Source organism: Bradyrhizobium dasycarpum, assembly GCF_042019905.1.
GTDB classification, from domain to species: Bacteria; Pseudomonadota; Alphaproteobacteria; order Rhizobiales; family Xanthobacteraceae; genus Bradyrhizobium; species Bradyrhizobium japonicum_B.
The window spans coordinates 5,432,413-5,456,846 of sequence record NZ_CP169574.1; the positions used below are offsets into that span (position 1 = coordinate 5,432,413).

The 24,434-nt window shown below is 66.5% G+C and carries 21 protein-coding genes, 1 tRNA gene, 3 pseudogenes and 1 riboswitch; of the genes and pseudogenes, 16 read left to right on the forward strand and 9 right to left on the reverse strand.

The genetic code is table 11. From position 1 onward, the window contains the following. Positions 1-378 precede the first annotated feature (378 nt). From ACETMP_RS25885 to ACETMP_RS25895, 3 genes are all read left to right on the forward strand, one after another. The gene (locus ACETMP_RS25885; RefSeq protein ID WP_375158372.1) at positions 379-1,587 is read left to right on the forward strand and encodes an aspartate aminotransferase family protein; all 1,209 of its coding nucleotides are present in this window, start codon (positions 379-381) and stop codon (positions 1,585-1,587) included. Then, positions 1,587-2,522, forward strand: coding sequence for an ornithine carbamoyltransferase (argF, locus tag ACETMP_RS25890; RefSeq protein ID WP_375158373.1), 936 nt, complete (start codon positions 1,587-1,589; stop codon positions 2,520-2,522). Before ACETMP_RS25885 ends, argF begins: the two co-directional genes overlap by 1 nt. Before the next feature lie 236 nt (positions 2,523-2,758). After that, positions 2,759-3,778 carry an Hsp33 family molecular chaperone gene (locus tag ACETMP_RS25895; protein ID WP_375158374.1) on the forward strand — a complete coding sequence of 340 codons (1,020 nt, stop codon included), beginning with the start codon at positions 2,759-2,761 and terminating at the stop codon, positions 3,776-3,778. A gap of 964 nt (positions 3,779-4,742) precedes the next feature. Here ACETMP_RS25895 and apaG read toward each other — a convergent pair. After that, positions 4,743-5,135 (reverse strand): Co2+/Mg2+ efflux protein ApaG, encoded by a 393-nt coding sequence (gene apaG / locus ACETMP_RS25900; protein ID WP_164718924.1) that lies wholly within the window; start codon positions 5,133-5,135, stop codon positions 4,743-4,745. A 202-nt stretch (positions 5,136-5,337) separates the two neighbouring features. Between apaG and ACETMP_RS25905 the strand changes: the two genes are divergently transcribed. Genes ACETMP_RS25905 through ACETMP_RS25915 form a run of 3 tightly spaced genes read left to right on the forward strand, consistent with a single transcriptional unit; the run spans position 5,338 to position 8,371 of the window. Continuing rightward, positions 5,338-6,588, forward strand: coding sequence for an OpgC domain-containing protein (locus tag ACETMP_RS25905; RefSeq protein ID WP_257178566.1), 1,251 nt, complete (start codon positions 5,338-5,340; stop codon positions 6,586-6,588). Continuing rightward, positions 6,588-7,367, forward strand: coding sequence for an SGNH/GDSL hydrolase family protein (locus ACETMP_RS25910; protein ID WP_375158375.1), 780 nt, complete (start codon positions 6,588-6,590; stop codon positions 7,365-7,367). The genes ACETMP_RS25905 and ACETMP_RS25910 overlap by 1 nt, the downstream gene beginning before the upstream one ends. Positions 7,368-7,378: 11 nt before the next feature. Then, complete coding sequence (locus ACETMP_RS25915) at positions 7,379-8,371, forward strand: SGNH/GDSL hydrolase family protein (protein ID WP_375158376.1); 993 nt, start codon at positions 7,379-7,381, stop codon at positions 8,369-8,371. Positions 8,372-8,486: 115 nt separating this feature from the next. On the opposite strand, the gene ACETMP_RS25920 is transcribed toward ACETMP_RS25915, so the two are convergent. Next, a complete protein-coding gene (locus ACETMP_RS25920; RefSeq protein ID WP_375158377.1) occupies positions 8,487-9,674 on the reverse strand; it encodes an O-succinylhomoserine sulfhydrylase in 1,188 nt (395 codons plus the stop codon). Positions 9,675-9,748: 74 nt separating this feature from the next. Further along, a riboswitch (SAM riboswitch) is annotated at positions 9,749-9,828 on the reverse strand. Between the two features lie 80 nt (positions 9,829-9,908). Here ACETMP_RS25920 and ACETMP_RS25925 point away from each other — a divergent pair. The 4 genes from ACETMP_RS25925 to ACETMP_RS25940 all read left to right on the forward strand — a co-directional run bounded on the left by ACETMP_RS25925 (position 9,909) and on the right by ACETMP_RS25940 (position 14,360). Further along, a complete protein-coding gene (locus ACETMP_RS25925; protein WP_375158378.1) occupies positions 9,909-11,045 on the forward strand; it encodes a 2'-deoxycytidine 5'-triphosphate deaminase in 1,137 nt (378 codons plus the stop codon). A 141-nt stretch (positions 11,046-11,186) separates the two neighbouring features. After that, on the forward strand, positions 11,187-11,603 hold the full coding sequence (locus tag ACETMP_RS25930; RefSeq protein WP_257197594.1) for a PAS domain S-box protein: 417 nt from the start codon (positions 11,187-11,189) through the stop codon (positions 11,601-11,603). Positions 11,604-11,707: 104 nt separating this feature from the next. Further along, positions 11,708-12,760: a hypothetical protein gene (locus ACETMP_RS25935; protein WP_375158379.1), complete on the forward strand. Its 1,053-nt coding sequence runs from the start codon at positions 11,708-11,710 to the stop codon at positions 12,758-12,760. Positions 12,761-12,923: 163 nt separating this feature from the next. Then, positions 12,924-14,360: an MATE family efflux transporter gene (locus ACETMP_RS25940; protein ID WP_375158380.1), complete on the forward strand. Its 1,437-nt coding sequence runs from the start codon at positions 12,924-12,926 to the stop codon at positions 14,358-14,360. On the opposite strand, the gene ACETMP_RS25945 is transcribed toward ACETMP_RS25940, so the two are convergent. From ACETMP_RS25945 to ACETMP_RS25965, 5 genes and pseudogenes are all read right to left on the reverse strand, one after another. Next, positions 14,357-14,836: a hypothetical protein gene (locus ACETMP_RS25945; protein WP_375158381.1), complete on the reverse strand. Its 480-nt coding sequence runs from the start codon at positions 14,834-14,836 to the stop codon at positions 14,357-14,359. The two genes, ACETMP_RS25940 and ACETMP_RS25945, sit on opposite strands and share 4 nt — an antisense overlap. A gap of 112 nt (positions 14,837-14,948) precedes the next feature. Beyond that, positions 14,949-15,350 carry an SRPBCC family protein gene (locus tag ACETMP_RS25950; RefSeq protein ID WP_375158382.1) on the reverse strand — a complete coding sequence of 134 codons (402 nt, stop codon included), beginning with the start codon at positions 15,348-15,350 and terminating at the stop codon, positions 14,949-14,951. A 143-nt stretch (positions 15,351-15,493) separates the two neighbouring features. Further along, the gene (locus ACETMP_RS25955) at positions 15,494-15,853 is read right to left on the reverse strand and encodes a VOC family protein (protein ID WP_375158383.1); all 360 of its coding nucleotides are present in this window, start codon (positions 15,851-15,853) and stop codon (positions 15,494-15,496) included. A gap of 56 nt (positions 15,854-15,909) precedes the next feature. Further along, positions 15,910-16,750 (reverse strand): annotated as a pseudogene (locus ACETMP_RS25960) (helix-turn-helix transcriptional regulator). A 10-nt stretch (positions 16,751-16,760) separates the two neighbouring features. Further along, positions 16,761-17,339 (reverse strand): methylated-DNA--[protein]-cysteine S-methyltransferase, encoded by a 579-nt coding sequence (locus ACETMP_RS25965; protein WP_028138953.1) that lies wholly within the window; start codon positions 17,337-17,339, stop codon positions 16,761-16,763. Between the two features lie 174 nt (positions 17,340-17,513). Here ACETMP_RS25965 and ACETMP_RS25970 point away from each other — a divergent pair. Beyond that, a tRNA-Gly gene (locus tag ACETMP_RS25970) sits at positions 17,514-17,587 on the forward strand. Between the two features lie 4 nt (positions 17,588-17,591). Here ACETMP_RS25970 and ACETMP_RS25975 read toward each other — a convergent pair. Continuing rightward, positions 17,592-18,584: an alpha/beta fold hydrolase gene (locus ACETMP_RS25975; protein ID WP_375158384.1), complete on the reverse strand. Its 993-nt coding sequence runs from the start codon at positions 18,582-18,584 to the stop codon at positions 17,592-17,594. A gap of 169 nt (positions 18,585-18,753) precedes the next feature. On the opposite strand from ACETMP_RS25975, the gene ACETMP_RS25980 reads away from it, so the two are divergent. Then, a complete protein-coding gene (locus ACETMP_RS25980) occupies positions 18,754-19,335 on the forward strand; it encodes a helix-turn-helix domain-containing protein (protein ID WP_375158385.1) in 582 nt (193 codons plus the stop codon). 54 nt (positions 19,336-19,389) lie between these two features. Then, positions 19,390-19,855: pseudogene (locus ACETMP_RS25985) on the forward strand (GNAT family N-acetyltransferase). A gap of 30 nt (positions 19,856-19,885) precedes the next feature. On the opposite strand, the gene ACETMP_RS25990 reads toward ACETMP_RS25985, so the two are convergent. Then, positions 19,886-20,416, reverse strand: a complete 531-nt coding sequence (locus ACETMP_RS25990) for a DUF1003 domain-containing protein (protein WP_375158386.1) — start codon at positions 20,414-20,416, stop codon at positions 19,886-19,888. 114 nt (positions 20,417-20,530) lie between these two features. On the opposite strand from ACETMP_RS25990, the gene ACETMP_RS25995 reads away from it, so the two are divergent. From ACETMP_RS25995 to xylA, 3 genes and pseudogenes are all read left to right on the forward strand, one after another. Next, positions 20,531-21,571, forward strand: coding sequence for a LacI family DNA-binding transcriptional regulator (locus tag ACETMP_RS25995; RefSeq protein WP_375158387.1), 1,041 nt, complete (start codon positions 20,531-20,533; stop codon positions 21,569-21,571). Positions 21,572-21,642: 71 nt separating this feature from the next. Beyond that, a pseudogene (gene xylB, locus ACETMP_RS26000) lies at positions 21,643-23,101 on the forward strand (xylulokinase). After that, entirely contained in the window at positions 23,098-24,420 is a 1,323-nt protein-coding gene (gene xylA, locus ACETMP_RS26005) for a xylose isomerase (RefSeq protein WP_375158388.1), read from the forward strand. The pseudogene xylB and the gene xylA overlap by 4 nt, the downstream one beginning before the upstream one ends. Positions 24,421-24,434 lie beyond the last annotated feature (14 nt).

The following is a 24,434-nucleotide window of genomic DNA, read 5'->3' on the forward strand; positions in this document are numbered from 1 at the left end:
CGAATCCCTTAGGGCTCGCCGGGCGCGCAACTGACGCCCGAACGTTTACGCCGGTACATGAGGACTCTTGGGATCAGAACTGCCGCACGAGATGTCGTATCTGACAAGCCAAACGCTACAATATGGCGTGACTCACGCGCAAGAGTCCGCCGACTCGCTTCCACATGTTCCGTGGTCAAAAACCCGCAAAATCGCCACCGCAAGACTACGGAATCACCGTTTCCCGGGGCTTTCGGGCGGCATTGACACCCGTTTCACCAGGCCTAAGATAGTCGCGCGTGCCGCCCTTAAAAGGCGGCACGTTTCGTTTTTCCGGGCCGGTGGATGGTGCGTTGCGCAATGCACGCCTCACACCGTCCGCAACATCAAGTGACCGTCATGACTAACAGCGCAGCCCCGCATTTGCTCCCCGTTTTCGCCAGGGCCAACCTCGGTTTCGAACGCGGCGAAGGCTGCTGGCTGATCGCGACCAATGGCGATCGCTATCTCGATTTCACCTCGGGCGTCGCCGTCAATGCGCTCGGCCATTGCCACCCGCATCTGATCAAGGCGTTGCAGGAGCAGGCGACGAAGCTGTGGCACATGTCGAACCTGTTCCAGAGCCCGGACGGCGAGAAGCTCGCCGCGCGCCTGTGCCACGAGAGTTTTGCCGACCTGGTGTTCTTCTGCAATTCCGGCGCCGAGGCGCTGGAGGGCGTGATCAAGCTGGTGCGCCATCATCACTTCTCCAAGGGGCAGCCGGAGCGCTACCGCATCATCACCTTCGAAGGCGCCTTCCACGGCCGCACGCTGGCGACGCTCGCCGCGACCGGATCTGCAAAATATCTCGAAGGGTTCGGTCCGCCGATGGACGGCTTCGACCAGGTGCCGCATGGCGACCTCGAAGCCGTCAAGAAGGCGATCGGCCCCGATACCGCCGGTATCCTGATCGAGCCGATCCAGGGCGAGGGCGGCGTGCGTTCGGCACCGCCCGCTTTCCTCAAGGCGTTGCGCCAGCTCTGCGACGAGAAGGGCCTGCTGCTCGCCTTCGACGAGGTGCAGACCGGCATGGGCCGTGCCGGTGATCTGTTCGCGTATCGGCGCACCGGCGTCACGCCCGACGTGATGTCGCTGGCGAAGGCGCTCGGCGGCGGCTTCCCGATCGGTGCCGTGCTGGCGACCGCGGATGCGGCTGCCGGCATGGGCCCCGGCTCGCACGGCTCGACCTTCGGCGGCAATCCGCTGGCGATCTCCGCGGCCAACGCCGTGCTCGACGTCATGCTCAAGCCCGGCTTCTTCGACCACGTGCAGAAGATGTCGCTGCTGCTCAAGCAGAAGCTCGCCTCCGTGATCGACCGTCACCCCGACATCGTCTGCGAAGTGCGCGGCGAGGGCCTCCTGATCGGCATCAAGGCCGTCGTGCCCTCGGGCGATCTGGTCGCCGCCTTGCGCGACGAAAAGCTCCTGACCGTCGGGGCCGGCGACAATGTCGTGCGCTTCCTGCCGCCCTTGATCGTCACCGAAGCCGAGATCGAGGATAGCGTCGGGCGGCTGGAGCGCGCCTGCACCGCATTGTCGGCCGGCCAGAGCAAGCGGGCGGCAAGCTGATGAGCAAGTCTCCCAACAAGACGCCGAAGCACTTCCTCGACATCAACGAGCTCCCGCTGTCGGAGCTCAAGCGCATGCTCGCCGCGTCAAGCGCGATGAAGGCGAAGCAGAAGGCGCATCAGCCGGTCCGGCCGCTCGAAGGCAAGACGCTGGCGATGATTTTCGAGCGACCCTCGACGCGGACCCGGGTGTCGTTCGACGTCGGCATGCGCCAGCTCGGCGGCGAGGCGATCATGCTCACCGGTGCCGAGATGCAGCTCGGCCGCGGCGAGACCATCGCCGACACCGCGCGCGTGCTGTCGCGCTATGTCGACGCCATCATGATCCGCATCCTCAATCACGATGCGTTGCTGGAGCTTGCGGCCAACGCCACCGTGCCCGTCATCAACGGCCTGACGCGGCGCTCGCATCCCTGCCAGGTGATGGCCGACCTCATGACCTACGAGGAGCATCGCGGCCCGATCGAGGGCAAGACGGTGGCCTGGACCGGTGACGACAACAACGTTCTGGCGTCCTGGGCGCACGCCGCCGAGCGCTTCAAATTCCAGCTCAACGTCGCCACCCCTCCGGAGCTCGCGCCGAAAAAGGCTATGCGCGACTGGATCAAGGCGACCGGCGCGCCGATCGTGCTCGGCACCGATCCGGAAGCCGCCGTGCGCGGCGCCGATTGCGTCGTCACCGACACCTGGGTGTCGATGGGCGACAAGGAAGGCGAGCATCGCCACAACGTGCTCAAGCCCTACCAGGTCAACGGCAAGCTGATGTCGCTCGCCAAGCGAGACGCGCTCTTCATGCATTGCCTGCCCGCCCATCGCGGCGAGGAGGTCACTGATGAAGTAATCGACGGGCCGCAATCGGTCGTGTTCGACGAGGCCGAAAACCGCCTGCACGCGCAGAAGGGGATCTTGGCCTGGTGCTTCGATGCGGTGAAGTAGCCCGGGCGAAAAAGCAGTGGCTGCGGTGGCCGCCGCATTCACCACTGTCGTCCCGGACAAGCGCCGTGCAGCGGCGCACCGATCCGGGACCCATAACCACAGGCCGTGGTTGGCGAGGACTGGGAGTTGCCACCTCGCAGGATGACGTGGTCCTGTGGTTATGGGTCCCGGGCTCGCGCGTTGCGCGCCCTGGGGCGCCCCTTCCATTTCCCACCTCCGACCCCAGATAGAGCGCCATGGTTTCCCAATCTCCTGACATGAAGACCGGGTCCGAAGGCCCGGTTCGCGCGCCATCCGCAGTTCCGATCGATGACGCCGTGCTGCCCTACGAGGTCGATGCGCTCGACGTGCGCGGGCGCCTGGTGCGGCTTGGCCCGGCGCTCGACGACATCCTGACCAAGCACGACTATCCCGCGCCCGTCGGCAAGCTGCTCGGCGAGGCCATCGTGCTGACGACGCTGCTCGGTTCGGCGCTGAAATTCGAAGGGCGCTTCATCCTCCAGGCCCAGACCGACGGTCCGGTGTCGTTCCTGGTGGTGGACTACCAGGCGCCGGATCGCCTGCGCGCCTATGCCCGCTTCGATGCCGCGCGTCTCGGCGAGGCCCGGGAATCCGGCATGCGTTCCGGCGCGCTGCTCGGCCGCGGTCATCTCGCCATGACCATCGACCAGGGCCCCGACATGAGCCGCTACCAGGGCCTGGTCGCGCTCGACGGCGGCAGCCTGGAAGACGCCGCCCACGAATATTTCCTGCGCTCCGAGCAGATCCCGACCAAGGTGCGTCTCGCGGTCGGCGAGGAATGGCGCTCCAGCGACGGCGGCAAGCATCGCTGGCGCGCCGGCGGCATGCTCATGCAGTTTCTGCCGAAGGCGCCTGAGCGCGCGCGGCAGGCGGACTTGCATCCTGGGGATGCCCCCGACGGCGTCGAGGTGCATGCCGTCACCGAGGACGATGCCTGGGTCGAGGCACGTTCGCTGATCGAGACGGTCGAGGACGTCGAGCTGATCGATCCCGAGCTGTCCGGCGAGCGGCTGCTGTTCCGCCTGTTCCATGAGCGCGGCGTGCGCGTGTTCAATCCGCTGGTTCTTAAGGCGCGGTGCTCCTGCTCGCGCGATGCGGTCGCCGCGATGCTCAAAAGCTTCTCGCCCGACGACCGCGCCGCGATGGTCAAGGACGACAAGGTGGTCGTGACCTGCGAGTTCTGCTCGTCGGTCTACCAGTTCACGCCGCACGAGGCGGGCGTGGAAGACGCGTGAGCGAGCTCTCGCAGCTCTCCTAGGGTGGGTTAGCCGCGCGGATGTGCGCATCCGCTCGGCGTAAACCCATCTCTTCTGCTCCTCCGGATGCAGACAAGGGTGGGTTACGCCTTCGGCTAACCCACCCTACCGCCCCTTGCTGTGTCGCCTGCTGTCAATCCACCCGCGCGAAAATATTCCACTTTACCGAAATTCGGTTTTGACGTATGTGTCGCCCATCCCGGCTCAACCAGGAGGGGCGATCTCGAGGTCGTCTTGATCGCGAGCCGGGCTTGCGGTGGACGCGGCAGCGTCGGCACGAGAGGTGCGGGCAGGGCGGGTCGTCCCTGTGAGCCCGTGGCCGCGTGCAGACGAACGGCGCTGCTAGGCTTCGTCTCGCCTGTAAGTTTCCGGCTCCGTCGACAGGGCTGGAAATACTGCGGCGAAAGGGCGGGCCGTGCGTACGGCAAAACCGTGTGGTCCTGGCCGTCGTTGCTACGGTCAAGCTTTTCGAAGATGTGCGCGAGCCCGACCGGGCGGACGGCATCGTCAATTCGAACGGCGAGGGAGGCCAGAAGGAAAGTTCGGCTCCCGGGAGAGCACGGCATAAGCCGTCCGACCACCGCGCAGGGAAGGCCGAGTGATCGGCACCACCTGTATGCTGCTGTGCGGTTCTTCCTGCGTGTGCATTTTCGCGCAGCGGACCGCGGGTGCGTTGTCAGCACCCGGCCTTCCCTGCGCCCTCTTGGATTTGAGGGTGGAGACGCAAGCAAAGCTCGGGCGAATTCAGCCGCGAGAACAAGAAGGCGTGTCTGCAAGCTGAGCTGCCCGCCATAAGCTCGATCTCGTAGGATGGGTAGAGCGCAGCGAAACCCATCGCCCTTCCGCGAGCAGATGCGTGATGGGTTTCGCTGCGCTCTACCCATCCTACTTGACTGCGCCGCAACGCTCGCGCGTTGCGGCTTGTCCGGGACACGACCGGCTCCTAATTCAACACCCGCTTGCTGTCCGGGCTGTCCAGCGAGAACGCCGGCACGTCGATCTCGAAGCGCTCGCCGCTTTCGCTGACCATCTGGTAGCGGCCGGTCATGAAGCCGGAGGCGGTCGAGAGCGGGACGCCTGAGGTGTATTCGAAGCGCTCGCCGGGGGCCAGGATCGGCTGCTCGCCGACCACGCCCTCGCCCTTCACCTCCTGCTGGCGGCCGGAGGCGTCGGTGATGATCCAGTGCCGCGTCTTGAGCTGCACGGTCTCCTCGCCCGAATTGGTGATCACGATGGTGTAGGACCAGAAGTAGCGGGAGCGGTCGGCCGACGACTGCTCCGGAACAAAGTTCGGCTCGACGGTCACTTCGATTTGGCGGGTCACGGCGCGGTACATGGCTGCTACCATAGCGAAATCCGGCTCCGGAACCAAACGCCCTGGACGGCTTTGGCGACATCGTCCCGCCAGAATTCGAAGGGAATGACACCCCAGGGAAGGCACCGGAAAACCCCATGGCACCCGGCCGCTTTGCGGGGTAACGACCGGACCGGTACACTCCTTACACACGCCGCGATTTGCGGAAGGTTTTTGCGCCCCGATGACCATTGCCGACCAAGTGACGGGATCGACGATCACGGGAACTGCCGCATCTGAGGGGGCGAAGCCGCGCGCGAGGGCGCCGGCCATCACGCTGCCCGCCATCGGCGAGCGCGAACTCCGGCTCGACCTGTTCCGCGGGCTCGCGTTGTGGCTGATCTTCATCGACCATCTGCCGCCCAGTGTGTTGACCTGGTTCACGATCCGCAATTACGGCTTCAGCGACGCCACCGAGATCTTCATCTTCATCTCCGGCTACACCGCCGCCTTCGTCTACGGCAGGGCGATGCTGGAGAGCGGCGTCGTCATCGCCACCGCGCGCATCCTGCGCCGGGTCTGGCAGATCTACGTCGCCCACGTCTTCCTGTTCACGATCTTCCTTGCCGAGATCTCCTACGTCGCGACCAGCTTCGAGAACCCGCTCTACACCGAAGAGATGGGCATCATGGATTTCCTCAAGCAGCCCGACGTCACCATCGTGCAGGCGCTGCTGCTTCGCTTCCGCCCCGTCAACATGGACGTGCTGCCGCTCTATATCGTGCTGATGCTGGCGCTGCCTTTGATCCTGTGGTCGATGAAATGGCGGCCCGACGTCACGCTCGCCCTCTCGGTCGTGCTCTACGCGGTGACCTGGGAGTATGATCTGTATCTGTCGGCGTATCCGAACGGCTTCTGGGCCTTCAACCCCTTCGCCTGGCAATTGCTGTTCGTGTTCGGTGCCTGGTGCGCGCTCGGAGGGGCGCGCCGCATGTCGCGCATTCTGTCATCACGCGTCACGATGTGGCTGGCGATCGCCTATCTCATCGCGTCGTTCTACGTGACGCTGACCTGGTATGTGCCGCAGCTCTCCCAGTTCATGCCGAAGCTGGTCGAGCAATGGATGTATCCGATCAACAAGACCGATCTGGACGTGCTGCGCTTCACGCATTTCCTGGCGCTGGCGGCGCTCACCGTGCGCTTCCTGCCCCGGGATTGGCCGGGCTTGAAATCGCGCTGGCTGCGACCATTGATTCTATGCGGGCAGCATTCCCTCGAGATCTTCTGCCTCGGCGTCTTCCTGGCCTTTGCCGGCCATTTCATCCTCGCCGAAGTCTCCGGCGGCGCGGCCATGCATGCGCTAATTAGTCTCTCCGGGGTGCTGATCATGTGGGGCGTAGCCTGGGTGATTTCGTGGTACAAGCGCGTGGCTGACAAGAGCGGTACGAAGACCAAGAACGCCGTCGGCAACGCCGATCTGGCGGGAGGGGGCTGATGAAGGCGAAGGTTCTCCTGAGCCTGATCCTGCTATGCGGTAGCCTCGCCGCGCCCGTGGCGCGCGCGGGCGATGCTGCGCCTGCCGCCCCCAATGCGCCCGCAGCCTGTGAACTGCCGTCCTATCTGCTCACCAGCGAAAGCCGGCTGACAAAGGTCGCCGATGCGCTCCAGGCCGGCAAGCCGCTCGACATCCTGGTCATCGGCAGCCGCTCGACCACGATTCCATCCTCGGAGAGCAGCTCCTATCCGGCGCGAATGGAGGCGATCCTCAAGGAGAAGCTGCCGGCGTCCGAGGTGGTGCACGTCTCCGTAGAAATACAGAGCAAGAAGACGGCAGAGGAGACCGCGTCCACGTTCGTTAAGCTGATGGAAGCAAAAGCGCCTACTTTGGTGATCTGGCAGACCGGGACCGTGGATGCTATCCGATCCATCGATCCCGACGAATTTCGTAGCGCGGTGACCGAGGGGGTTGTTGCGCTGCAAAATGCAGGGGCTGACGTCGTCTTGATGAACTTGCAATACAGCCCGCGTACGGAGACCATGATCTCGGCGCCGCCTTATCTCGACAACATGCGGGTGGTGGCGCAGGAGCACGACATTCCGCTGTTCGATCGCTTCGCGATCATGCGGCAGTGGAATGACCAGGGTCAGTTCGACCTGTTCAGCCCGTCCCGCGGGCCCGAGCTGGCGAAGCAGGTCCATGATTGCCTTGGCCGGGCGTTGGCACAGTTCGTGATCGACGCAGCCCGTCGGGAGCCGGCCCAGCAGCAAAATTGAGGTTAGCGTTAATGAGTTCTCTCCGCCCTTTTTGCCTGACGGCATGGCTGGCCGCGCCTGCAGCCGCAGTGCTGCTGTCGCTGATGCCGGCCTCGCAATTGCAGGCCCAGACGCCGGCCATGCAGGCGACACCCGCCCCCGCACACTCGGCTGATCCCGCGCCCGCCTCGCCGTCCCAGACCGCCGTCGCCGCGACCTCGCCCGAGCAGCGCGGCATCACGGCGCGCGCCATCGACAAGGTGAAGCAGGCCGCCAAATCCGCCAGCGACATCTTCAACCGCGTGCCGTGCCAGCCGCCGAAGGGCGGCTCGAAGGCGATGGGCTCGCTGCCGCACGTCGCGGGCAAGCTCGTCGCCGGGCTGCCCGTCGTCATCGTCGCGTTCGGCTCGTCCTCGACTCAAGGGTTCGGCGCGAGCTCGCCGGAGTTCAATTACCCGAATCGTCTCGCCGCGCAGCTGCGCCGGCACTATCCGACCGCCGACATCAGCGTCATCAATGCCGGTGTCGGCGGCGAGGACGCGCCTGAGATGATGAAGCGCCTTCAGACGCAGGTGATCGACATGCATCCGGATCTCGTGATCTGGCAGGTCGGCACCAACGCCGTGCTGCGCAATCTCGATCCCGGCGAAACCGCCAAGATGGTGGAGGACGGCATCAGCCGCATCCAGGCCGCGGGCGGCGCCGACATCGTGCTGGTCGATCCGCAATATTCGCCGGCCGTCAACCAGCGCGCCGAGAGCGCCGGCAAGATGGTGAAGCTGCTCAGCAAGGTCGCCGAGCTCCGTCACGTCGGAATCTTCCCGCGCTTCGAGGTGATGCGTGACTGGCACGAGAAGCAGGCCATTCCGGTCGAGGGCTTCGTGATCGCCGACGGCCTGCACATGAACGATTGGGGCTATGCCTGCTTCGCCCAGCTGCTCGGCGACGACATCATCCGCTCGGTCGGCCAGATCAAGCTCGGCGTCAACGTGCCCGCTGACGTGCGGACGTATCGGCCGATGTAAGAGGGTGCGTAGGGTGGGTTAGGCGAAGCCGTAACCCACCACGGTCTATCTCCGCGGATGCAGAAGAGGTGGATTGCGCCTTCGGCCAATCCACCCTACGAGACCTCGCTTCGCTTCACGCCTGCTCCAGCGCCGCCGTCAGGTCCTCGATCAGATCGTCGGCATGCTCGAGCCCCGCCGAGAAGCGGATGAAGCCTTCGCCGATGCCGAGCGCGGCGCGGTCTTCCGGCTTCAGGCGCTGATGCGTCGTGGTGGCCGGATGCGTGACGAGGCTCTTGGCGTCGCCGAGATTGTTCGAGATCCTCGCCAGCTTCAGCGCGTTGAGCACGCGGAACGCGGCCGCCTTGCCGCCCTTGACCTCGAAGCCGACCAGCGTCGAGCCGCCACGCATCTGCTTTTTCACCAATGCGGCCTGCGGATGATCGGCGCGGCCGGGATAGACCAGCCGCGAGATCTTCGGGTGGCTCGCCAGCACCTCGGCGATGCGCGCCGCGGTCTCGGTCTGCGCGCGCACACGCACGCCGAGCGTCTCCAGGCCCTTGAGTAGGACCCAGGCGTTGAACGGCGAGATCGACGGCCCGGTCTGGCGCATGAAATTGTGGATGTGCTCGGCGATGAAGGCTTCCGAGGACAGGATGATGCCGCCGAGGCAGCGGCCCTGGCCGTCGATGTGCTTGGTCGCGGAATAGACCACGACGTCGGCCCCGAGCGCGAGCGGGCTCTGCCAGATCGGGGTTGCGAACACGTTGTCGACGACGAGCCGCGCGCCGCCCTTGTGCGCGATCTCGGCGATCCCGGGAATGTCGAGCACGTCCAGCGTCGGATTGGTCGGGCTCTCCAGGAAGAACGTCTTGGTGTTGGGCCGCAGCGCGCGCTGCCATTGGTCGAGGTCGAGGCCGTCGACCAGCGTGGTCTCGATGCCGTAGCGCGGCAACAGGTCCTGCACGACGTAGAGGCACGAGCCGAACAGTGCGCGGGAGGCCACGACGTGATCGCCGGCCCTCAGCGGCGCCAGGATCGCGGTCGTCACCGCGGCCATTCCGGTCGCCGCCGAGCGGGCGGCCTCGGCGCCCTCGAGCTCGATCATGCGGCGCTCGAACATCGCGATGGTGGGATTGGAATAGCGCGAATAGATGAAGCCGGGGTCCTCGCCCTTGAACCGCGCCTCGCATTGCTCGGCGGTGTCGTAGACATAGCCCTGGGTCAGGAACAGCGCCTCCGAGGTCTCGCCATATTGCGAGCGCAGGGTGCCGGAATGGACCAGGCGGGTTTCGGGGCGGTAAGCAGCAGGCGACTTCGACATAGGACCCTCCGACATGACCGTGAACGCGAAAACGGTCACAAAAAAACCGGCCTGGATATCTCCACGGGCCGGGATCACAGAGGTCCCCGGCCTGTTTAGCGACTTATTTAACGTGGCTGCAAGCCGGCCGGCTCAAATCACCACGGGATAAGTGATGCTCATATTCGGCAATGCCCTTTCCGTCAAGGCGTCCATCGGATAGCCGTAAAAGACCTGTATTTCCGGCGTGTCCGGATGCATTTGAGCCCTGATGAGGACCCCCGGTTGACGTTCACGGTCGCGCCCGACGCCAATGGTATCCTGCCCGACCGCATGATCGCGGCGATGGCGGAGGCGGGGCTCATCCGGCCCGCCTACGACTTCGTCGAGAGCCAGATCCAGCCGGCCAGCCTCGATCTGCGTCTCGGCGACATCGCCTATCGCGTCCGCGCCAGCTTCCTGCCCGGTCCCGGCGCCACCGTCGCCGAGCGCATCGACGAATTGAAGCTGCACGAGTTCAGCCTCGCCGACGGCGCCGTGCTGGAGACCAACTGCGTCTACATCGTGCCGCTGCTGGAAAGCCTGGCGCTGCCGCCGGAGATCGTCGCGGCCGCCAACCCCAAGAGCTCCACCGGCCGGCTCGACGTCTTCACCCGCGTGATCGCCGACGGCACCCGCCGCTTCGACATGATCGGCGCCGGCTATCACGGCCCGCTCTATGCCGAGATCAGCCCGAAGACCTTTCCGGTGCTGGTGCGCGAAGGCTCGCGCCTCAGCCAGGTGCGCTTCCGCACCGGCGATGCCATCCTCAACGCCGACGAACTCGACGGCTTGCACGCCGCCGAGCGTCTGGTCGATGTCGACGATGCCGATCTGTCGGGCGGCGTCGCCGTCTCCGTCGATCTCTCCGGCGAGAAAGCGGGCGGCTTCGTCGGTTATCGCGCCAAGCGTCACACCGGCGTCGTCGACGTCGATCGCCGCTCCGGCTACGCGGTGGAGGATTTCTGGGAGCCGATGTCGGCCCGTCCGGACGGCAGCCTGATCCTCGATCCCGGCGAGTTCTACATCCTCGCCTCGAAGGAAGCCGTGCAGGTGCCGCCCGACTACGCCGCGGAGATGGTGCCGTTCGATCCCCTGGTCGGCGAGTTCCGCGTGCACTATGCCGGATTCTTCGATCCCGGCTTCGGCTATGCCGGCGCCGGCGGACAGGGCGCGCGCGCCGTGCTGGAGGTGCGCTCGCGCGAAGTGCCGTTCATCCTCGAGCACGGCCAGATCGTCGGCCGTCTCGTCTACGAGAAGATGCTGGCCCGCCCTGATGCGATGTACGGCCAGCGTATCGGTTCCAACTACCAGGCCCAGGGCCTCAAACTATCGAAGCATTTTCGGGTGTAGCCCGATCCTGTAGCCCGGATGGAGCGAAGCGAAATCCGGGGCAGTCTCACTTGTGGCACGATCCCGGATTACGCGGAGCCTGTCATCGGGCGGCGCTCCGGCGCCGACCCGGTGGCTTTGTCCGGGCTACGAGGTGAGCATATGACCAATCCATCCGAACTCGATGCAAGGATCGCCGAAGGCGTCGCGGATGCGCTGATCTATTCGGATCGCTCGGGAACGATCATGCGCTGGAACGGTGCCGCGGCGGCCCTGTTCGGCTTCTCCGCTGCGGAAGCGCTCGGCCAGAATCTCGACCTGATCATTCCCGAGCATCTGCGCGCCGCGCACTGGAAGGGCTTTGAGGCCGCGCTCGCCAGCGGCAGCATGAAGCTTGCGGGCAAGCCGACGCTGACCCGCGCGCTGCACAAGAGCGGACGCAAGCTCTACATCGAGATGACGTTCGCCCTGGTGCGGGATTCCGCCGGCAACGTCCTCGGATCCGTGGCGATGGCGCGCGATGTCACCGAGCGGGTCGAGCGTGAGCGCGCGGCCAAGGCGCCGCCGCAAACTTCGTGATGCGGAATTGACGGGTCATCGCGCAGGGCGCCCTGCACGGGCGTGATGTTGCCTGCCGCGGGGTGCAGTGACACACTCGATCGAAACAACGATCGGGAGCGAACATGGCCGCCGCTTTGGACGCCGCGCAGGAAGCCCAATGGAAGCGCTGGCGCGCGGTCGCCGACCTCTATCACGCTTTTTTCACCGGACTCATCCTCACCGTCGTGACGCGGCGCGGCACCGCTGACGCCGCCGAGTTCGTCTTCCGCGTGTTTCGCCGCCAGCAGCAGGAGCGCTTCCTGCCGGGCCTCGCGAAGCTCGGGATCGATCATCTGCCGCCGGCGGTGGCGGCCGCGCAATATCACTACCTCTCCAACTGGATCGGCGGCGTGCATGTCGAGTACATGTACGAGAGCGACGCCAAGGCCTGGATCCGCTATCCGCCGCCGCGCTGGATCTGGAAGGGCACAGCGATCTGCGGCGTGCCGGGCGAGGTCTCGCGCGCGATGCTGCGCGGCTGGCACGCCAACAATGGCGCAGCCCTCGGCGATCTCAGGCTCGGCTTCGTCTGCACCAAGCAGAGCGTCGACGGCCAGGATGGGCTGGAAGGCTACTATCACCAATACGATCATCCGCTCGAGCCGGACCAGCGGCTGGTGTTCGCGCGCCACCTCGAGGCGCCGCTGTTCGATGCGAAGACCGCGCCGGCGCTTCCCGTGGCGAGCTGGCCGAAACCGCGTCTGGAAAAAGCCTATCGCAATTACGCGATGGAATATGTGCGCACCGCCGCGCCCGTCATGGTGCAGCTGTTCGGTCCTGAAGACGCCGGCTATCTGCTGCGCCTCACCGGCAAGCTGATCGGGATGCAATATTTCGACGACGTCGCGGCCGCGCTGGCGATGAGCCGCGGCGGGGCAAGCGAATTCGTCGCGTTCCTGAACGCGCTGCTTGCCGCGCAGGATGATGCGGTCGAGACCGCACGATCCGAAGGTGCCTTCGAGGTCCGCCAGCAGACGTGGAAGCTGATGGACGACGTCGCTGACTATCACCCGGCTTGCGCCAAGGTGCTGGAGGGGCTGTTCGAAGGCCTCGCCGCAGGCTGCGGGCGGCATATCGCCGTGCATCTGCGCCCCGCCGCCGGTTGCCGCCCGCCATTGGTCTGGTCGATCGAGTAGCCCTGCCCATCGGAATGCGCTGCCGCAGGGCACGCCTGCATCCGGCGCAGGAGGAATCGGCCATGGCCGTGCTAACAAGCCTCCCGGCGCCCCGCGCGAACAAATTGATTGCCACACCCAAGCATTGCCGCGCCGCAAGGGGCGCCCGTGCCCCGGAGAGGACATGTCCGACATCGCCGAGATCCCGGTCGATGAGCAAGAGCGGCCGCTGCCGCCGCCGGTGCGAAACGCGCTGACCGACGGGCCGATCCTGCGCACGCTGCTCGGCCTCGCCTGGCCCAACGCGATCGCGCTGTCGGCCGGCACCTGCACGGTGATCGCGGAAACCTCCTATATCGGCCGGCTCGGCGTCGAGGCGCTGGCGGCGATGGCGCTGGTGTTCCCGACCATCATCCTGACCATGACCATGTCGGGCGGCGCCATGGGCGGCGCGGTGGCGTCCGCCATTGCACGCGCGCTCGGTGCCGGCGATCGCGAGCGCGCCGGCACGCTCGCCGCGCACGCGATCCTGATCGGCATCAGCTTCGGTCTCGTCTTCATGCTGGGCATGCTGATCTTCGGGCCCAAAGTGCTGGAGATGCTCGGCGGCCGCGGCGATGTGCTGACCCATGCAATTGCCTACACGCAGGTGTTTTTCGGCGGCGCCGTGCTGCCCTGGCTGCTCAACACCATGGCCGGCGTGCTGCGCGGCACCGGCAACATGAAGCTGCCGTCGTTCCTGATCCTCAACTCGGCGGTCTGGCAGATCGTGCTGGGTGGCATGCTCGGCCTCGGGCTCGGGCCGGTGCCGCAATTCGGCATGCGCGGCGTCGCGGCCGGCGCGCTGATCGCCTATTCCATGAACATCTGCATCATGGCCTGGTACCTGTTCTCCGGGCGCGCGCGCGTCACACCGAAGCTGCGCGGGCTGCGCATCCAATGGGCGATGTTTTTCGACATCCTCAAGGTCGGCGCCATCGCCTGCTTCTCGCCGCTGCAATCGGTGCTGACGATCTCGATCTTCACCCACATGCTGGCGCAGTTCGGGACCACGATCCTCGCCGGCTATGGCATCGGTGCGCGGCTCGAATTCCTGCTGACCTCGATCGCGTTCTCGTTCGGCATCGCCTGCGTGCCGATGGTCGGGATGGCGATCGGCGCCGGCAACATTGCACGCGCCCGGCGCATCGCCTGGATCGCCAGTGCGGCGGCCTTCGTCGCCGTCGGCGCACCGGCCTGTGTCGTTGCGATGTTCCCCGACCTCTGGATCGACATCTTCACCGACAGCGCGGCCGTGCGCGCGGCGAGCCATCAATATCTCTCGACGGTCGGACCGTTCTACGCCTTTTTCGGCATCGCCACGACGATGTATTTCTCCTCGCAGGGCGCGGCCAAGGTGATCGGGCCGGTTCTGGCGCAGACGGCGCGGCTGGTCTATATCTCGGCCGTCGGCTGGTGGCTGTCGACCCATGAGGCCAGCGCGCAGAGTTTTTTCTGGCTGGCCGCGAGTTCGATGGTCGTGCTCGGTCTGCTCTCATCCTCCAGCGTCGTGCTGACGCGCTGGGGACCGCGCGGCAGCAAGCCTGCGATCAGGCCAGCGCTGTCGGGTGCCGTCGACTAGCGATGCTTGTGGCGGCGATGGCTGCTGCCGCCGCCGGTATTGGCGAGCCGCATCAATTGCGGGATCATCGCCATCATGTCGCCGCCACCGGCGCCGCCGAGCATGCCCATGATGTCGCCGCCGCCCATGCCGCCGAGCCCGGTCGGCACATAGCCGCTTCCGGCCATCGGCGTGTAGCCGCCGTAATTCGGCGCGCTGAAGCCGCCGCCGCCCATCATGCTACCAAGTCCGCCGCCGCCGTTCTCCATCATGCGGCTCATCATCGGGCCCATGGTCTGCATCATCATGGCGAAGCGGCGCTTGCCCATCTTCGCCTTCATCATCTCCAGCATCGGCGCCATCTGGGTCATCATGTCCTCGCCGCCGGCGCCGCCTCCGCCGAATCCGGCGAACTGCGCCTTCGCCGGCGTGCTTGCGGCAGAAAACAGCAGCAGCACGGCGGCCGCCTGGCAGATCACCTTGTCCGCACCTTTCATGGCATGCTCCTCGCGTGCGCAGCCCGCCGGGACAGCGGGGCCAACCGGACGCACGCCGCGATGGTTACGGCCGGCGAGGGCGGAGCTCTGTGCGAAAACTCACAGAGGGCGGTCAGGCCGCGGCAGCCGGAAACGCCCTGAGCAGGGCGATGGCGGCATCCTTGGTCTGTCCCTGGACGTAAGCTGCAAGCTCGTTCGGCAGCATGTCGATGATCCATACCAGGCGGCATCTCCGCTCGCCGTCGGCGATCACCTGCACCGAGGCGCTGTAGTGCTTCAGCCGTTCGTTGCTGATGGCGTAGACGAGACGCCGGCGCGCGTCGTCGCAATCGACCAGCACCTCGCGTGCCACCGAACCGTTGGCGAAGGTGACGATGCGCGCATCGCCGTCGAGCGCGCAGGCGGTGACGAAGCCGGGCACCAGCCGTTCATGCAGCGCGCCGAAATCGCGTACCGCGTCCCAGACGTCGTTCGCCGCGGCGGGTAGGGAGATATCGTTGTGGATGGAGGCCATGGGAAGTCCCTTCGTTGGAGTCATTCCGGGGCGCGCGAAGCGCGAACTACGGCGCGCCGTTGCGCCCTGAGAATCTCGAGATTCGGGTCTGGTGCTTCGCACCAGCCCGGAATGACGGCGTATGAGGCACCTCAGGTCATGGCTCACGCACAGACCGCCTCGACATTGTTGCCGTCGGGATCGATCAGGAACGCCGCATAATAGGTCGGGCTGTAATCCTTGCGCGGTCCGGCGCCGCCGTTATCGCGGCCGCCGCTCTTCAGCCCTTCGCTGTGGAACGCCTTGACCGCGTCATGGCTGCCGGCGCGAAACGCGATGTGCGCGCCGTCGGCCTTGCGGCCCTTGTTGAGGTGCAGCCACAGGGCCGGCGCATCCTTCGGCCCGAAGCCGGCATAGCCGTCGCCGCTGGAGCACAGCACGTAGCCGAGCGGCGCCAGCACCGCGGTGTAGAAGCGCGTCGCGGCGTCGAGGTCGGCAACGCGAAGTCCGATGTGGTCGTACATGTTCGTCTCCATGTGCAAAGCGCGCCGAGACTGGCGCGCGCCGGAGACGAAGCTAGTCAGTTGAGGGCAAGCTGCTCTTGGAGAATCTTGCGCATCCCCTTCGAGGCCTGGCGGAACTTGGTCGGCGATACGCCGGCCGCGCGGTGGAAGGTGCGGACGAAATTGGAGAGATCGCCGAAGCCGACGTCATAGGCGACATCGGTCACCGTGATGTCGTCGTCCGCGAGCAGCCGTGCCGCGTGCCGCAGCCGCGAGCGCACCAGATATTGATGCGGGGTGACGCCGAGCACGCTCGAGAACAGCCGCAGGAAGTGGAACGGGCTGAGGCCCGCATGCTTGGCGGCCTGCTCGAGGATCGACCTCGGCGTGGGAATTGTCGTCGATCCACAGCGCGGCCTCCACTGCGCGGCGGCGGTCGCGCGCATTGGGCGTGGCCGGCTTGCGCGGCTTGCCCGAAACGACGTCGACGAAGCGGCCGGCCAGGATCTGGCCGACCTCGTCGAGGCCGATGTCGCTGTTGCCATCTGCCGCCGTCTGGGCGAGCTCGCCCAGCACCATCAATTCGGGCAGCGGCGGCGTGGCGCCGACCTGCCAGATCTCGCGCCGTCCACCGAGGGCATCGACCATGTCCTCGCCGAAGAAGAATCCCAGGCAGACGTCGCCGCTGACATGCTCATGGGTGCAGGTGTATTCCTCGCCGGGCGCGCCGACCAGCATCGAGCCCGCCACCAGCTCGAAGAACCCGGCGCGGCAACGGCAGCCGAAGCTGCCCGAGCGCACATAGGCGATGGAATGCCCGGTGCGGCATTCGGCAAACGGCGTATCGTCCGGTCCCGCGTCGCAGCGAAACTCGCAGACCGTCATCGATTGTGTCGTCAGCAGCGTGGTCGCATCCATGCCGCCTTATCTAGGTGGACGGCCTCGGCGGAGCAACGGGCAGCAGCACCTCGAACAGCGTCTTGCTGGCGACCGGATGGGCGCCCTCCAGCGCCAGCAGCCGCCGCTTGGAGATCACTCCGCCATAGGGCGAGAGCCGGTCGGTGTAATTGCCGGCCTCCAGCACCCGGTGGCAGGGCACGATCAGCATGTAGGGATTTCTGGCGATCGCCTGCGCCACCGAATGCGCCGCGCCTGAGGCACCCAGCGCCTTGGCGACCTCGTGATAGGTGCGCGTCTCGCCGCGCGGAATCGAGCAGGTGAATTCATAGACGCGCCGATTGAAGCCGGACACGCCGCCGGCATCCAGGCTGACCTCGGAAAAGTCAGGGTCGCCGCCTTGCAGCAGGCTCACGATGCCCTCGATCGCCAGCTCCGCGTTCTCGCACGGCCGCTGCTCGCGCGCCTCGGGATGGACCTGGAAGATCCGGCGGCGGGTGTCGATCTCCCGCGCTTCCGGCAATTGCACGGCGACGACGCCGGTGCCGCTCCAGATGATGCCGCAGCGGCCGATGGCCGTGTCGAATATCGAATAGCCGCGCCCCACCATGCACACGCCCCACTCAGTGCACGTTGCTCCCCAGACATAAGATCATAACACCGCCACAATCCGGCGCACCCAAAATCTTGCCAAAACGTTAAGAAGCGTTCGGCCGGCTGCGCCAAACCGCTTGGCGGCAGGCGCCGTCTCGGCTAATCAGGACGGGCGCGGAGCAGCGCTTCCGCGGGCGTAGTTCAATGGTAGAACGGCAGCTTCCCAAGCTGCATACGAGGGTTCGATTCCCTTCGCCCGCTCCAACGCTTACTTCGGCAGGCTTCGCAGAAATTCCACGATCTCCGCGTTCACCTCCGCCGGCCGCTCCTGCTGCGTCCAGTGTCCGCAGCCGGGCAGCATCCTGATCCCGCGCAACTGCGGCACCCATTGCTTCATGTTGGCGAGCTGCTCGGCCGCGCCGGGGAAGGCGACGACCATGTCGTGATCGCCGGCGATGAAGAGCGAAGGCACGGTCACCTTCACGCCCTCGAAGGCACCCATCAGCTCCCAGTTGCGATCGATGTTGCGGTAGTAGTTGAGCGGCCCGCGAAATCCGCTGCGGCCGAATTCGGCGCCGTAATAGTCGAGGTCGGCGGCGCTCAGCCACGACGGAAGCGGCACCTGCACCTTCGGCAGCATCCCGTCCTTGCGCGAGACCATGCCGACGCCGACGGTCCGGCCCTGGCGCTCGGCATTGGCGCGGATCGCCGCCGCTCCCTCGCCGGAGCCGCCATAGAGCATAGCGCCGAGCGTTGCGCGCGGATCTCGCTCGAATTCCGCTTCGGCGATGCCCGGTTCCTGGAAGTACAGCTGATAGAACTGCGCATCTGCCGTCTGGGGCATGACGCTCGTCGGCCGCACCGGGCTCCGCGGCCGATAGGGCACGCTGAGGATAGCAGCGGCGCGGAAGCGATCAGGCCGCAGGCGCGCCGTGTGCCAGGCGATCGTGGCGCCCCAATCATGCCCGACGATGACGGCGTGTTCCGCCTCGAAGGCGTCGAGCACGCCGACGAGATCGCCGACCATATGGAGGATCGTATACTGATCGATCGCGTCAGGCCGATCGCTCTTGCCATAGCCGCGCATGTCGGGCGCGACCGCGTGGTAGCCGGCCGCTGCCAGCGCCTCGAGCTGGTGCCGCCAGGAGTACCAGCCTTCCGGAAAGCCGTGGCAGAGTAGCACCATTGGCCCCTTGCCGTGCTCGGCGACGTTGAGGCTGATGCCATTGGCCTTGATCGTCCGCTGCGTCGGCTCGCCCATGTCATCGCCTCCCGGTCACCGCAGTCGGCGATCCTAATCCGCGCTGCAGGCTTCGCAAAGATTCTAATATGTTAGCCTGCCGCTCCCGGCACAGCCGCCTCGCCCGCCTTAAGCTTCTCTCGCCCGGCGGATGCGGTCCCTGCGCCGGGTGATGTCTGGATGAGAGCCGATGGACCAGCAGAAACTCGACCGCGCGATCGGTCGCCGCTTGAAGACGCTGCGGACGCAGGCGGGCATGACGTTGAACGAGCTCGCCGGCCGCTCCGGCGTCAGCCGGGCCATGATCGGGCGGGTGGAGCGGGCGCAGAGTAGTGCGACGGCGACGCTGCTGAACAAGCTCTGCGCCGCGCTCGACGTCACGCTCAGCGATGTCGTCGCGCTCGCCGAGAAGCCGCCGGAGCGGCTGGTGCGGCTCGCCGACCAGCCGCACTGGCGCGACCCCGACAGCGGCTATCGACGACGGCACGCCTCGCCGACGGATGCGGCGAGCGGCATCGAGATCATCGTCGTCGATCTGCCGGCCGGTGCACGGGTGCCGTACAGCCCCTGGGGCCGCAACGCCTTCACCCAGCAATTGTTGATGCTGGAGGGCGCGATCGCCGTGTACATCGACGCCAAGACGGTGCGCCTGCGCGAGGGCGACTGCCTGGATTTCGACGTGATGCGCGCGGTGACCTTCGAGAACGAAACCAAGCAGGACGCGCGCTACGTCATCATCACGCGGCGCGGCTCCTCCTACGGGAAGATGTGATGTCGCTGATCGCAGGCGCCCGCACCCGCGCACGAACTTGAAATGAGGCCTACCATGCAGATTCGCACCGGCGATACCTTCGATCCGCGCGTCGTCGCGCTGCTCGATCATCACGTCACGTCCGCGCGGGCACAGACCGCGCCGGGCAGCGCACATGCGCTCGACCTCGCAGGCCTTCGCGCCGACGATGTCGCGTTCTGGACCGGCTGGGACGGCGAGCTGCTCGTCGCCACCGGGGCGCTGAAGACACTTTCGGCCGTCCATGGCGAGGTGAAGTCGATGCATACGCTTCCAGACCACGCGGCGGCGCGGCTTCGGTGGCCAGATGCTCCGCCACATCATTGCGGAGGCCCGCGCGCGCGGTCTGACGCGGCTCAGCCTCGAGACCGGGTCATGGGACTATTTCAAGCCGGCGCATGCGCTCTACCAGGCCCACGGCTTCGTCCTCTGCGGTCCGTTCGAGGGGTATCGCGATGATCCCAATAGCCTTTTCCTGACGCTCGATCTCACCGCAAGCTGAACCTGCAGACGGCGTGAGGCGCGTCGAGCCTCAACCCTTCCGCGTCTCCTCGAGCTTGTCGAGCACGCGCTCGGGCGCGATGTCGCGGGCGGCTTCCTCCAGCTCGCGCTTGGAGTCAGGTTGGACATCGAGCCGCTCGGCGACTTGCGTGAGCAGGCGGGCAACCTTGGTCAGCTCGTGCTCGGCGAGCAGGCTGATCTGGAGGTCGAGATCGGCGCGCTTATCCGCAGCGGTGGTCATGCGGTTCTGCGAGATCAGGACAAAGGTGGAGAGGAAGATCGCTTCCACCGAAGCGATCATCGCCAGCACGACGAAGCTCTCGTCCCAAGCCGGAATCCCGGGCAGCCAATGCAGATTGGCGATGATCCAGAAGCCGAACATCGCGAGGTGGAGATAAACGAAGATCATGCTCCCGGTGAAGGCCGTGATCGCATCGGCGAGCCTCTCCTGACCAGAGGCGGCCCGCTGTTCCCCGTGGCGGCGCTCCACCAGCGCCTGGATGTTGCGCTCGAGCGTCGGGCTGAGGCCTTCGCCGGGATCATGGGTGATGTCGTTACGCACCCGGCAGCAACGGCCCTCGGGGAGAGCCGTTCCTAGCGCCGGACCGGCCAAAATGACCGGTGCCTCTTCAAAATGAGTTGCGTACCTCAAAACACCTCTGCTAGCCTTCAGCCCATGGCCGAGACCCTGACCGCGAGCGCGCTGACGCTGAAGGACATCGCCCGCGAGGCGGGCGTCAGCCTCGCGACGGTCGACCGCGTCCTGCACAACCGGCCGGGCGTGCGGCCCGAGACGGTGCGGCGCGTCAAGGCGGCGATCGAGCGCAATTCGTTTCAGCCCCATGTCGCCGCCGCCGAGCTTGCCCGCGGCCGCGCCCGCCGCTTTGCTTTCGTGATGCCGTCGGGGCCGAACCCGTTCATGCAGCAGATCGAGGCCCATCTTGGCGAGATGTCGGGCTGGCTCTCGGCCCGCCGCCTCAGCGTCGAGATGGTCGCAACCGACGTGTTCGATCCCTCCGTGCTTGCGGCCTCGCTCGAGGCGCTCTCCGGCGATTGCGACGGCGTCGCCGTCGTGGCGCTGGATCACCCCAGCGTTCGCGCCGCGATCAACGACCTCGTCGATGCCGGCACCCAGGTGGTGACGCTGGTGTCGGACGTGCCGTCGTCGCGCCGCCACCATTATGTCGGCATCGACAACATCGCGGCAGGCCGCACCGCCGGCGCGCTGGTCGGACGACTGGTCGGCCAGAAGTCCGGCAAGGTCGCGATCGTCGCGGGCTCGCAGGGCCTGCGCGACCATGCCGAACGCATCTTCGGCTTCAACCAGGTGATGGCCTCGGAATTCCCCGGTCTCAGCGTGCTGCCGGTGCTGGAAGGGCGCGACCAGGACGATCGCTCCGAGCAGGTGTTGGCGCGGCTGCTCGCCAAGCATGCCGACATCGTCGGCCTCTATAATGTCGGCGCCGGCACGCAAGGTGTCGCCAAGGCGTTGGACGATGCCGGCCGTGACAAGGTAGTGTTCGTCGGTCACGACGTCACCGTGCTGACGCGCCGCCTGCTGCTGCAGGGCGTGATGGATGCCGCGATCTCGCAGAACCCCGGGCATGAAGCGCGCGCCGCCGTGCGCGTGCTGCTCGCGCTCGCCCGCGGCGAGCCGATCTTGCGCGAACAGGAGAAGATCAGGATCGACATCGTGATGCGGGACAATCTGCCCTAGCTATCGAACGGGCCGTGGCGAACAGCGCGACATCAAGATCGTGCAGCGCAATGAGGAAAGAGGAGGACGATTTGTATCTCGGACTGGACATCGGCACGTCCGGCGTGAAAGCGGTGCTCGTGAGCGAAGCCGGCGCGATCGTCGCGACCGCCGCGCGCGAGCTCGCGCTGTCGCATCCGGCGCCGCTGTGGTCCGAGCAGGACCCCGATGCCTGGGTCGATGCGGCGATCGGCGCGGTCGACGATCTCGCAAGCCGCCATCCGCGCGAGGTTGCGAGGGTTCGCGGCATCGGCCTGTCCGGCCAGATGCATGGCGCGACGCTGCTCGATGAGGACGGCAAGCCGCTGCGCCCGGCGATCCTCTGGAATGACGGCCGCTCGCAGGCTGAATGCGCGGTGCTGGAGCGGCGCTGTCCGTCGCTGCACGCGATCGCAGGCAACCTGGCCATGCCTGGCTTCACGGCGCCGAAGCTGCTGTGGATCGCGCGGCACGAGCCGAAGATTTTCGAGCGCGTCGCAAAGGTGCTGCTGCCCAAGGCCTATGTGCGTTATCGTCTCACCGGCGAGATGGTCGAGGACATGTCCGATGCCGCCGGCACGCTGTGGCTCGATGTCGGCGAGCGGCGCTGGTCGGCCTTGTTGCTGCACGCCACCGGGCTCGACCTTCATCACATGCCGCGCCTCGTCGAGGGCAGCGCGGCGAGCGCAGTGCTCGCTCCGGATTTTGCGCAGCGCTGGGGTCTGGAGGAAGGATGTCGTGGTCGCGGGCGGCGCCGGCGACAATGCCGCGAGCGCGATCGGGCTCGGCGCGATCGCGCCCGGCGATGCCTTCCTGTCGCTGGGAACATCGGGCGTTCTGTTCCGCGTCACCGATCGCTTCGCGCCGGCGCCGGCCTCGGCCGTGCACGCGTTCTGCCACGCGCTGCCCGGCCTCTGGCATCAGATGGGCGTGATGCTGTCGGCTGCGGCTTCGCTGGCCTGGCTCTCCGATGTGATGGAGGTGCCGGCTGCAACGCTGCTGGCGCCGCTCGGCGAGCGCGTCGATGCGCCCAGCCCGATCAGGTTCCTGCCCTATCTCGACGGCGAGCGCACGCCGCACAACGATGCCGCCGCGAGCGGCGCCTTTGTCGGTCTGCGCGGTGCCACCGGCCGCAGCCAGATCGTCCAGGCCGTGCTCGAAGGCGTCGGCTTTGCCGCGCGCGACAATCTGGCGGCGCTGAGCCAGGCGAGCGGGCCGATTGCCGAGGTCGATCTCGTCGGCGGCGGCTCGCGCTCGCCGCTCTGGGCACAGATCTGTGCCGACGTGCTCCGCATTCCCGTTCACCGCGTCGAAGAGGGCGAGGTGGGGGCAGCCCTCGGCGCCGCGCGGCTCGGCCGGCTCGCTACCACCGGCGAGAGAGCCGAGGCGATCTGCACCCGGCCGCGACGGCTCGCGAGCTTCACGCCCCGCGCTTCCCTCGCTGCCGCCTATGACGAAGCCTATCGGCGATGGCGCGAGCTTTATCCCGCATTGAAGGAGTCCCTGAAGTGAACGCGTCAGCCAAATTCTTCGATGCGAGCGCACCTGTCGCCTTTGCCGGCCAGGACGCGGGACCGGTGCCCGCGTTCCGCTGGTACGACAAGGACCGCATGGTCCACGGCCGCAGGCTTGAGGATCACTTGCGCTTTGCGGTCTGCTATTGGCATTCGTTCTGCTGGCCGGGCGGCGACCCCTTCGGCGGCGAGACGTTCCTGCGGCCCTGGCATCACGGCAGCGATGCGATGGCGCAGGCGCGGGCCAAGGCCGATGTCGCGTTCGAGCTGTTCCGCCTGCTCGATGTGCCCTACTTCACCTTCCACGACGTCGACGCGGCGCCGGAGGGCGCTTCGCTCGCCGAGTCCGTCGCCAATCTCAACGCGATCGCCGATCTGTTCGAAGCGAAGATGGCATCAGCGAAGGTCCGCCTGCTCTGGGGCACCGCGAACCTGTTCACGCATCGCCGCTACATGGCGGGTGCGGCAACCAATCCCGACCCCGAGATCTTCACCTACGCGGCCGGCCAGGTCCGCGCCGCGCTGGAGGTGACGCACCGGCTCGGCGGCCAGAACTATGTGCTGTGGGGCGGGCGCGAGGGCTATGAGACGCTGCTCAACACCGATCTCAAGCGCGAGCTCGACCAGCTCGGCCGCTTCGTCTCGCTCGTCGTCGAGCACAAGCACAAGATCGGCTTCAAGGGTCCGATCCTGATCGAGCCGAAGCCGAAGGAGCCGACCAAGCATCAGTATGATTTCGACGTCGCCACCTGCTACGGCTTCCTCGAACGCTACGATCTGCTCAAGGACGTCAAGCTCAACATCGAGCAGAACCACGCCATCCTCGCCGGCCATTCCTTCCACCACGAGGTTGCGCTCGCCGAGGCCCTCGGCGTGTTCGGCTCGCTCGACATCAACCGCGGCGACGATCTGCTCGGCTGGGATACCGACCAGTTCGCGATGAACGTGCCGGAGCTGGCGCTGGTGTTTCACGAAATCCTGAACCGCGGCGGCTTCACCTCGGGCGGGCTGAACTTCGACGCCAAGATCCGCCGCCAGTCGATCGACCCCGACGATCTGATCCACGCCCATGTCGGCTCGATGGATGCCTGCGCGCGGGCCTTCCTCGCCGCCGCCGACATGGTCGACGCCGGCGTGCTTACCGCCCCACTTGCCGAGCGCTACGAAGGCTGGTCGGGCCCCGCTGGCCGGGCGATTCTCGCCGGCCAGCGTTCGCTTGCCGATCTCGCCGACCGCGCCCTTCAGCCCGGCTTCGACCCGCAGCCGCGCTCGGGGCGGCAGGAATATCTGGAATCGCTGGTCAATCGTCATGTCTGAGGGAGAAAGACCGC

Excerpts from the sequence above, each read along its gene's own strand:
- ACETMP_RS25885 (WP_375158372.1), top strand. The coding sequence starts at position 379 with ATGACTAACAGCGCAGCCCCGCATTTGCTCCCCGTTTTCGCCAGGGCC.
- argF (WP_375158373.1), top strand. The coding sequence starts at position 1,587 with ATGAGCAAGTCTCCCAACAAGACGCCGAAGCACTTCCTCGACATCAAC.
- ACETMP_RS25895 (WP_375158374.1), top strand. The coding sequence starts at position 2,759 with ATGGTTTCCCAATCTCCTGACATGAAGACCGGGTCCGAAGGCCCGGTT.
- apaG (WP_164718924.1), bottom strand. The coding sequence starts at position 5,135 with ATGTACCGCGCCGTGACCCGCCAAATCGAAGTGACCGTCGAGCCGAAC.
- ACETMP_RS25905 (WP_257178566.1), top strand. The coding sequence starts at position 5,338 with ATGACCATTGCCGACCAAGTGACGGGATCGACGATCACGGGAACTGCC.
- ACETMP_RS25910 (WP_375158375.1), top strand. The coding sequence starts at position 6,588 with ATGAAGGCGAAGGTTCTCCTGAGCCTGATCCTGCTATGCGGTAGCCTC.
- ACETMP_RS25915 (WP_375158376.1), top strand. The coding sequence starts at position 7,379 with ATGAGTTCTCTCCGCCCTTTTTGCCTGACGGCATGGCTGGCCGCGCCT.
- ACETMP_RS25920 (WP_375158377.1), bottom strand. The coding sequence starts at position 9,674 with ATGTCGAAGTCGCCTGCTGCTTACCGCCCCGAAACCCGCCTGGTCCAT.
- ACETMP_RS25925 (WP_375158378.1), top strand. The coding sequence starts at position 9,909 with ATGCATTTGAGCCCTGATGAGGACCCCCGGTTGACGTTCACGGTCGCG.
- ACETMP_RS25930 (WP_257197594.1), top strand. The coding sequence starts at position 11,187 with ATGACCAATCCATCCGAACTCGATGCAAGGATCGCCGAAGGCGTCGCG.
- ACETMP_RS25935 (WP_375158379.1), top strand. The coding sequence starts at position 11,708 with ATGGCCGCCGCTTTGGACGCCGCGCAGGAAGCCCAATGGAAGCGCTGG.
- ACETMP_RS25940 (WP_375158380.1), top strand. The coding sequence starts at position 12,924 with ATGTCCGACATCGCCGAGATCCCGGTCGATGAGCAAGAGCGGCCGCTG.
- ACETMP_RS25945 (WP_375158381.1), bottom strand. The coding sequence starts at position 14,836 with ATGAAAGGTGCGGACAAGGTGATCTGCCAGGCGGCCGCCGTGCTGCTG.
- ACETMP_RS25950 (WP_375158382.1), bottom strand. The coding sequence starts at position 15,350 with ATGGCCTCCATCCACAACGATATCTCCCTACCCGCCGCGGCGAACGAC.
- ACETMP_RS25955 (WP_375158383.1), bottom strand. The coding sequence starts at position 15,853 with ATGTACGACCACATCGGACTTCGCGTTGCCGACCTCGACGCCGCGACG.
- ACETMP_RS25965 (WP_028138953.1), bottom strand. The coding sequence starts at position 17,339 with ATGGTGGGGCGCGGCTATTCGATATTCGACACGGCCATCGGCCGCTGC.
- ACETMP_RS25975 (WP_375158384.1), bottom strand. The coding sequence starts at position 18,584 with ATGGGCGAGCCGACGCAGCGGACGATCAAGGCCAATGGCATCAGCCTC.
- ACETMP_RS25980 (WP_375158385.1), top strand. The coding sequence starts at position 18,754 with ATGGACCAGCAGAAACTCGACCGCGCGATCGGTCGCCGCTTGAAGACG.
- ACETMP_RS25995 (WP_375158387.1), top strand. The coding sequence starts at position 20,531 with ATGGCCGAGACCCTGACCGCGAGCGCGCTGACGCTGAAGGACATCGCC.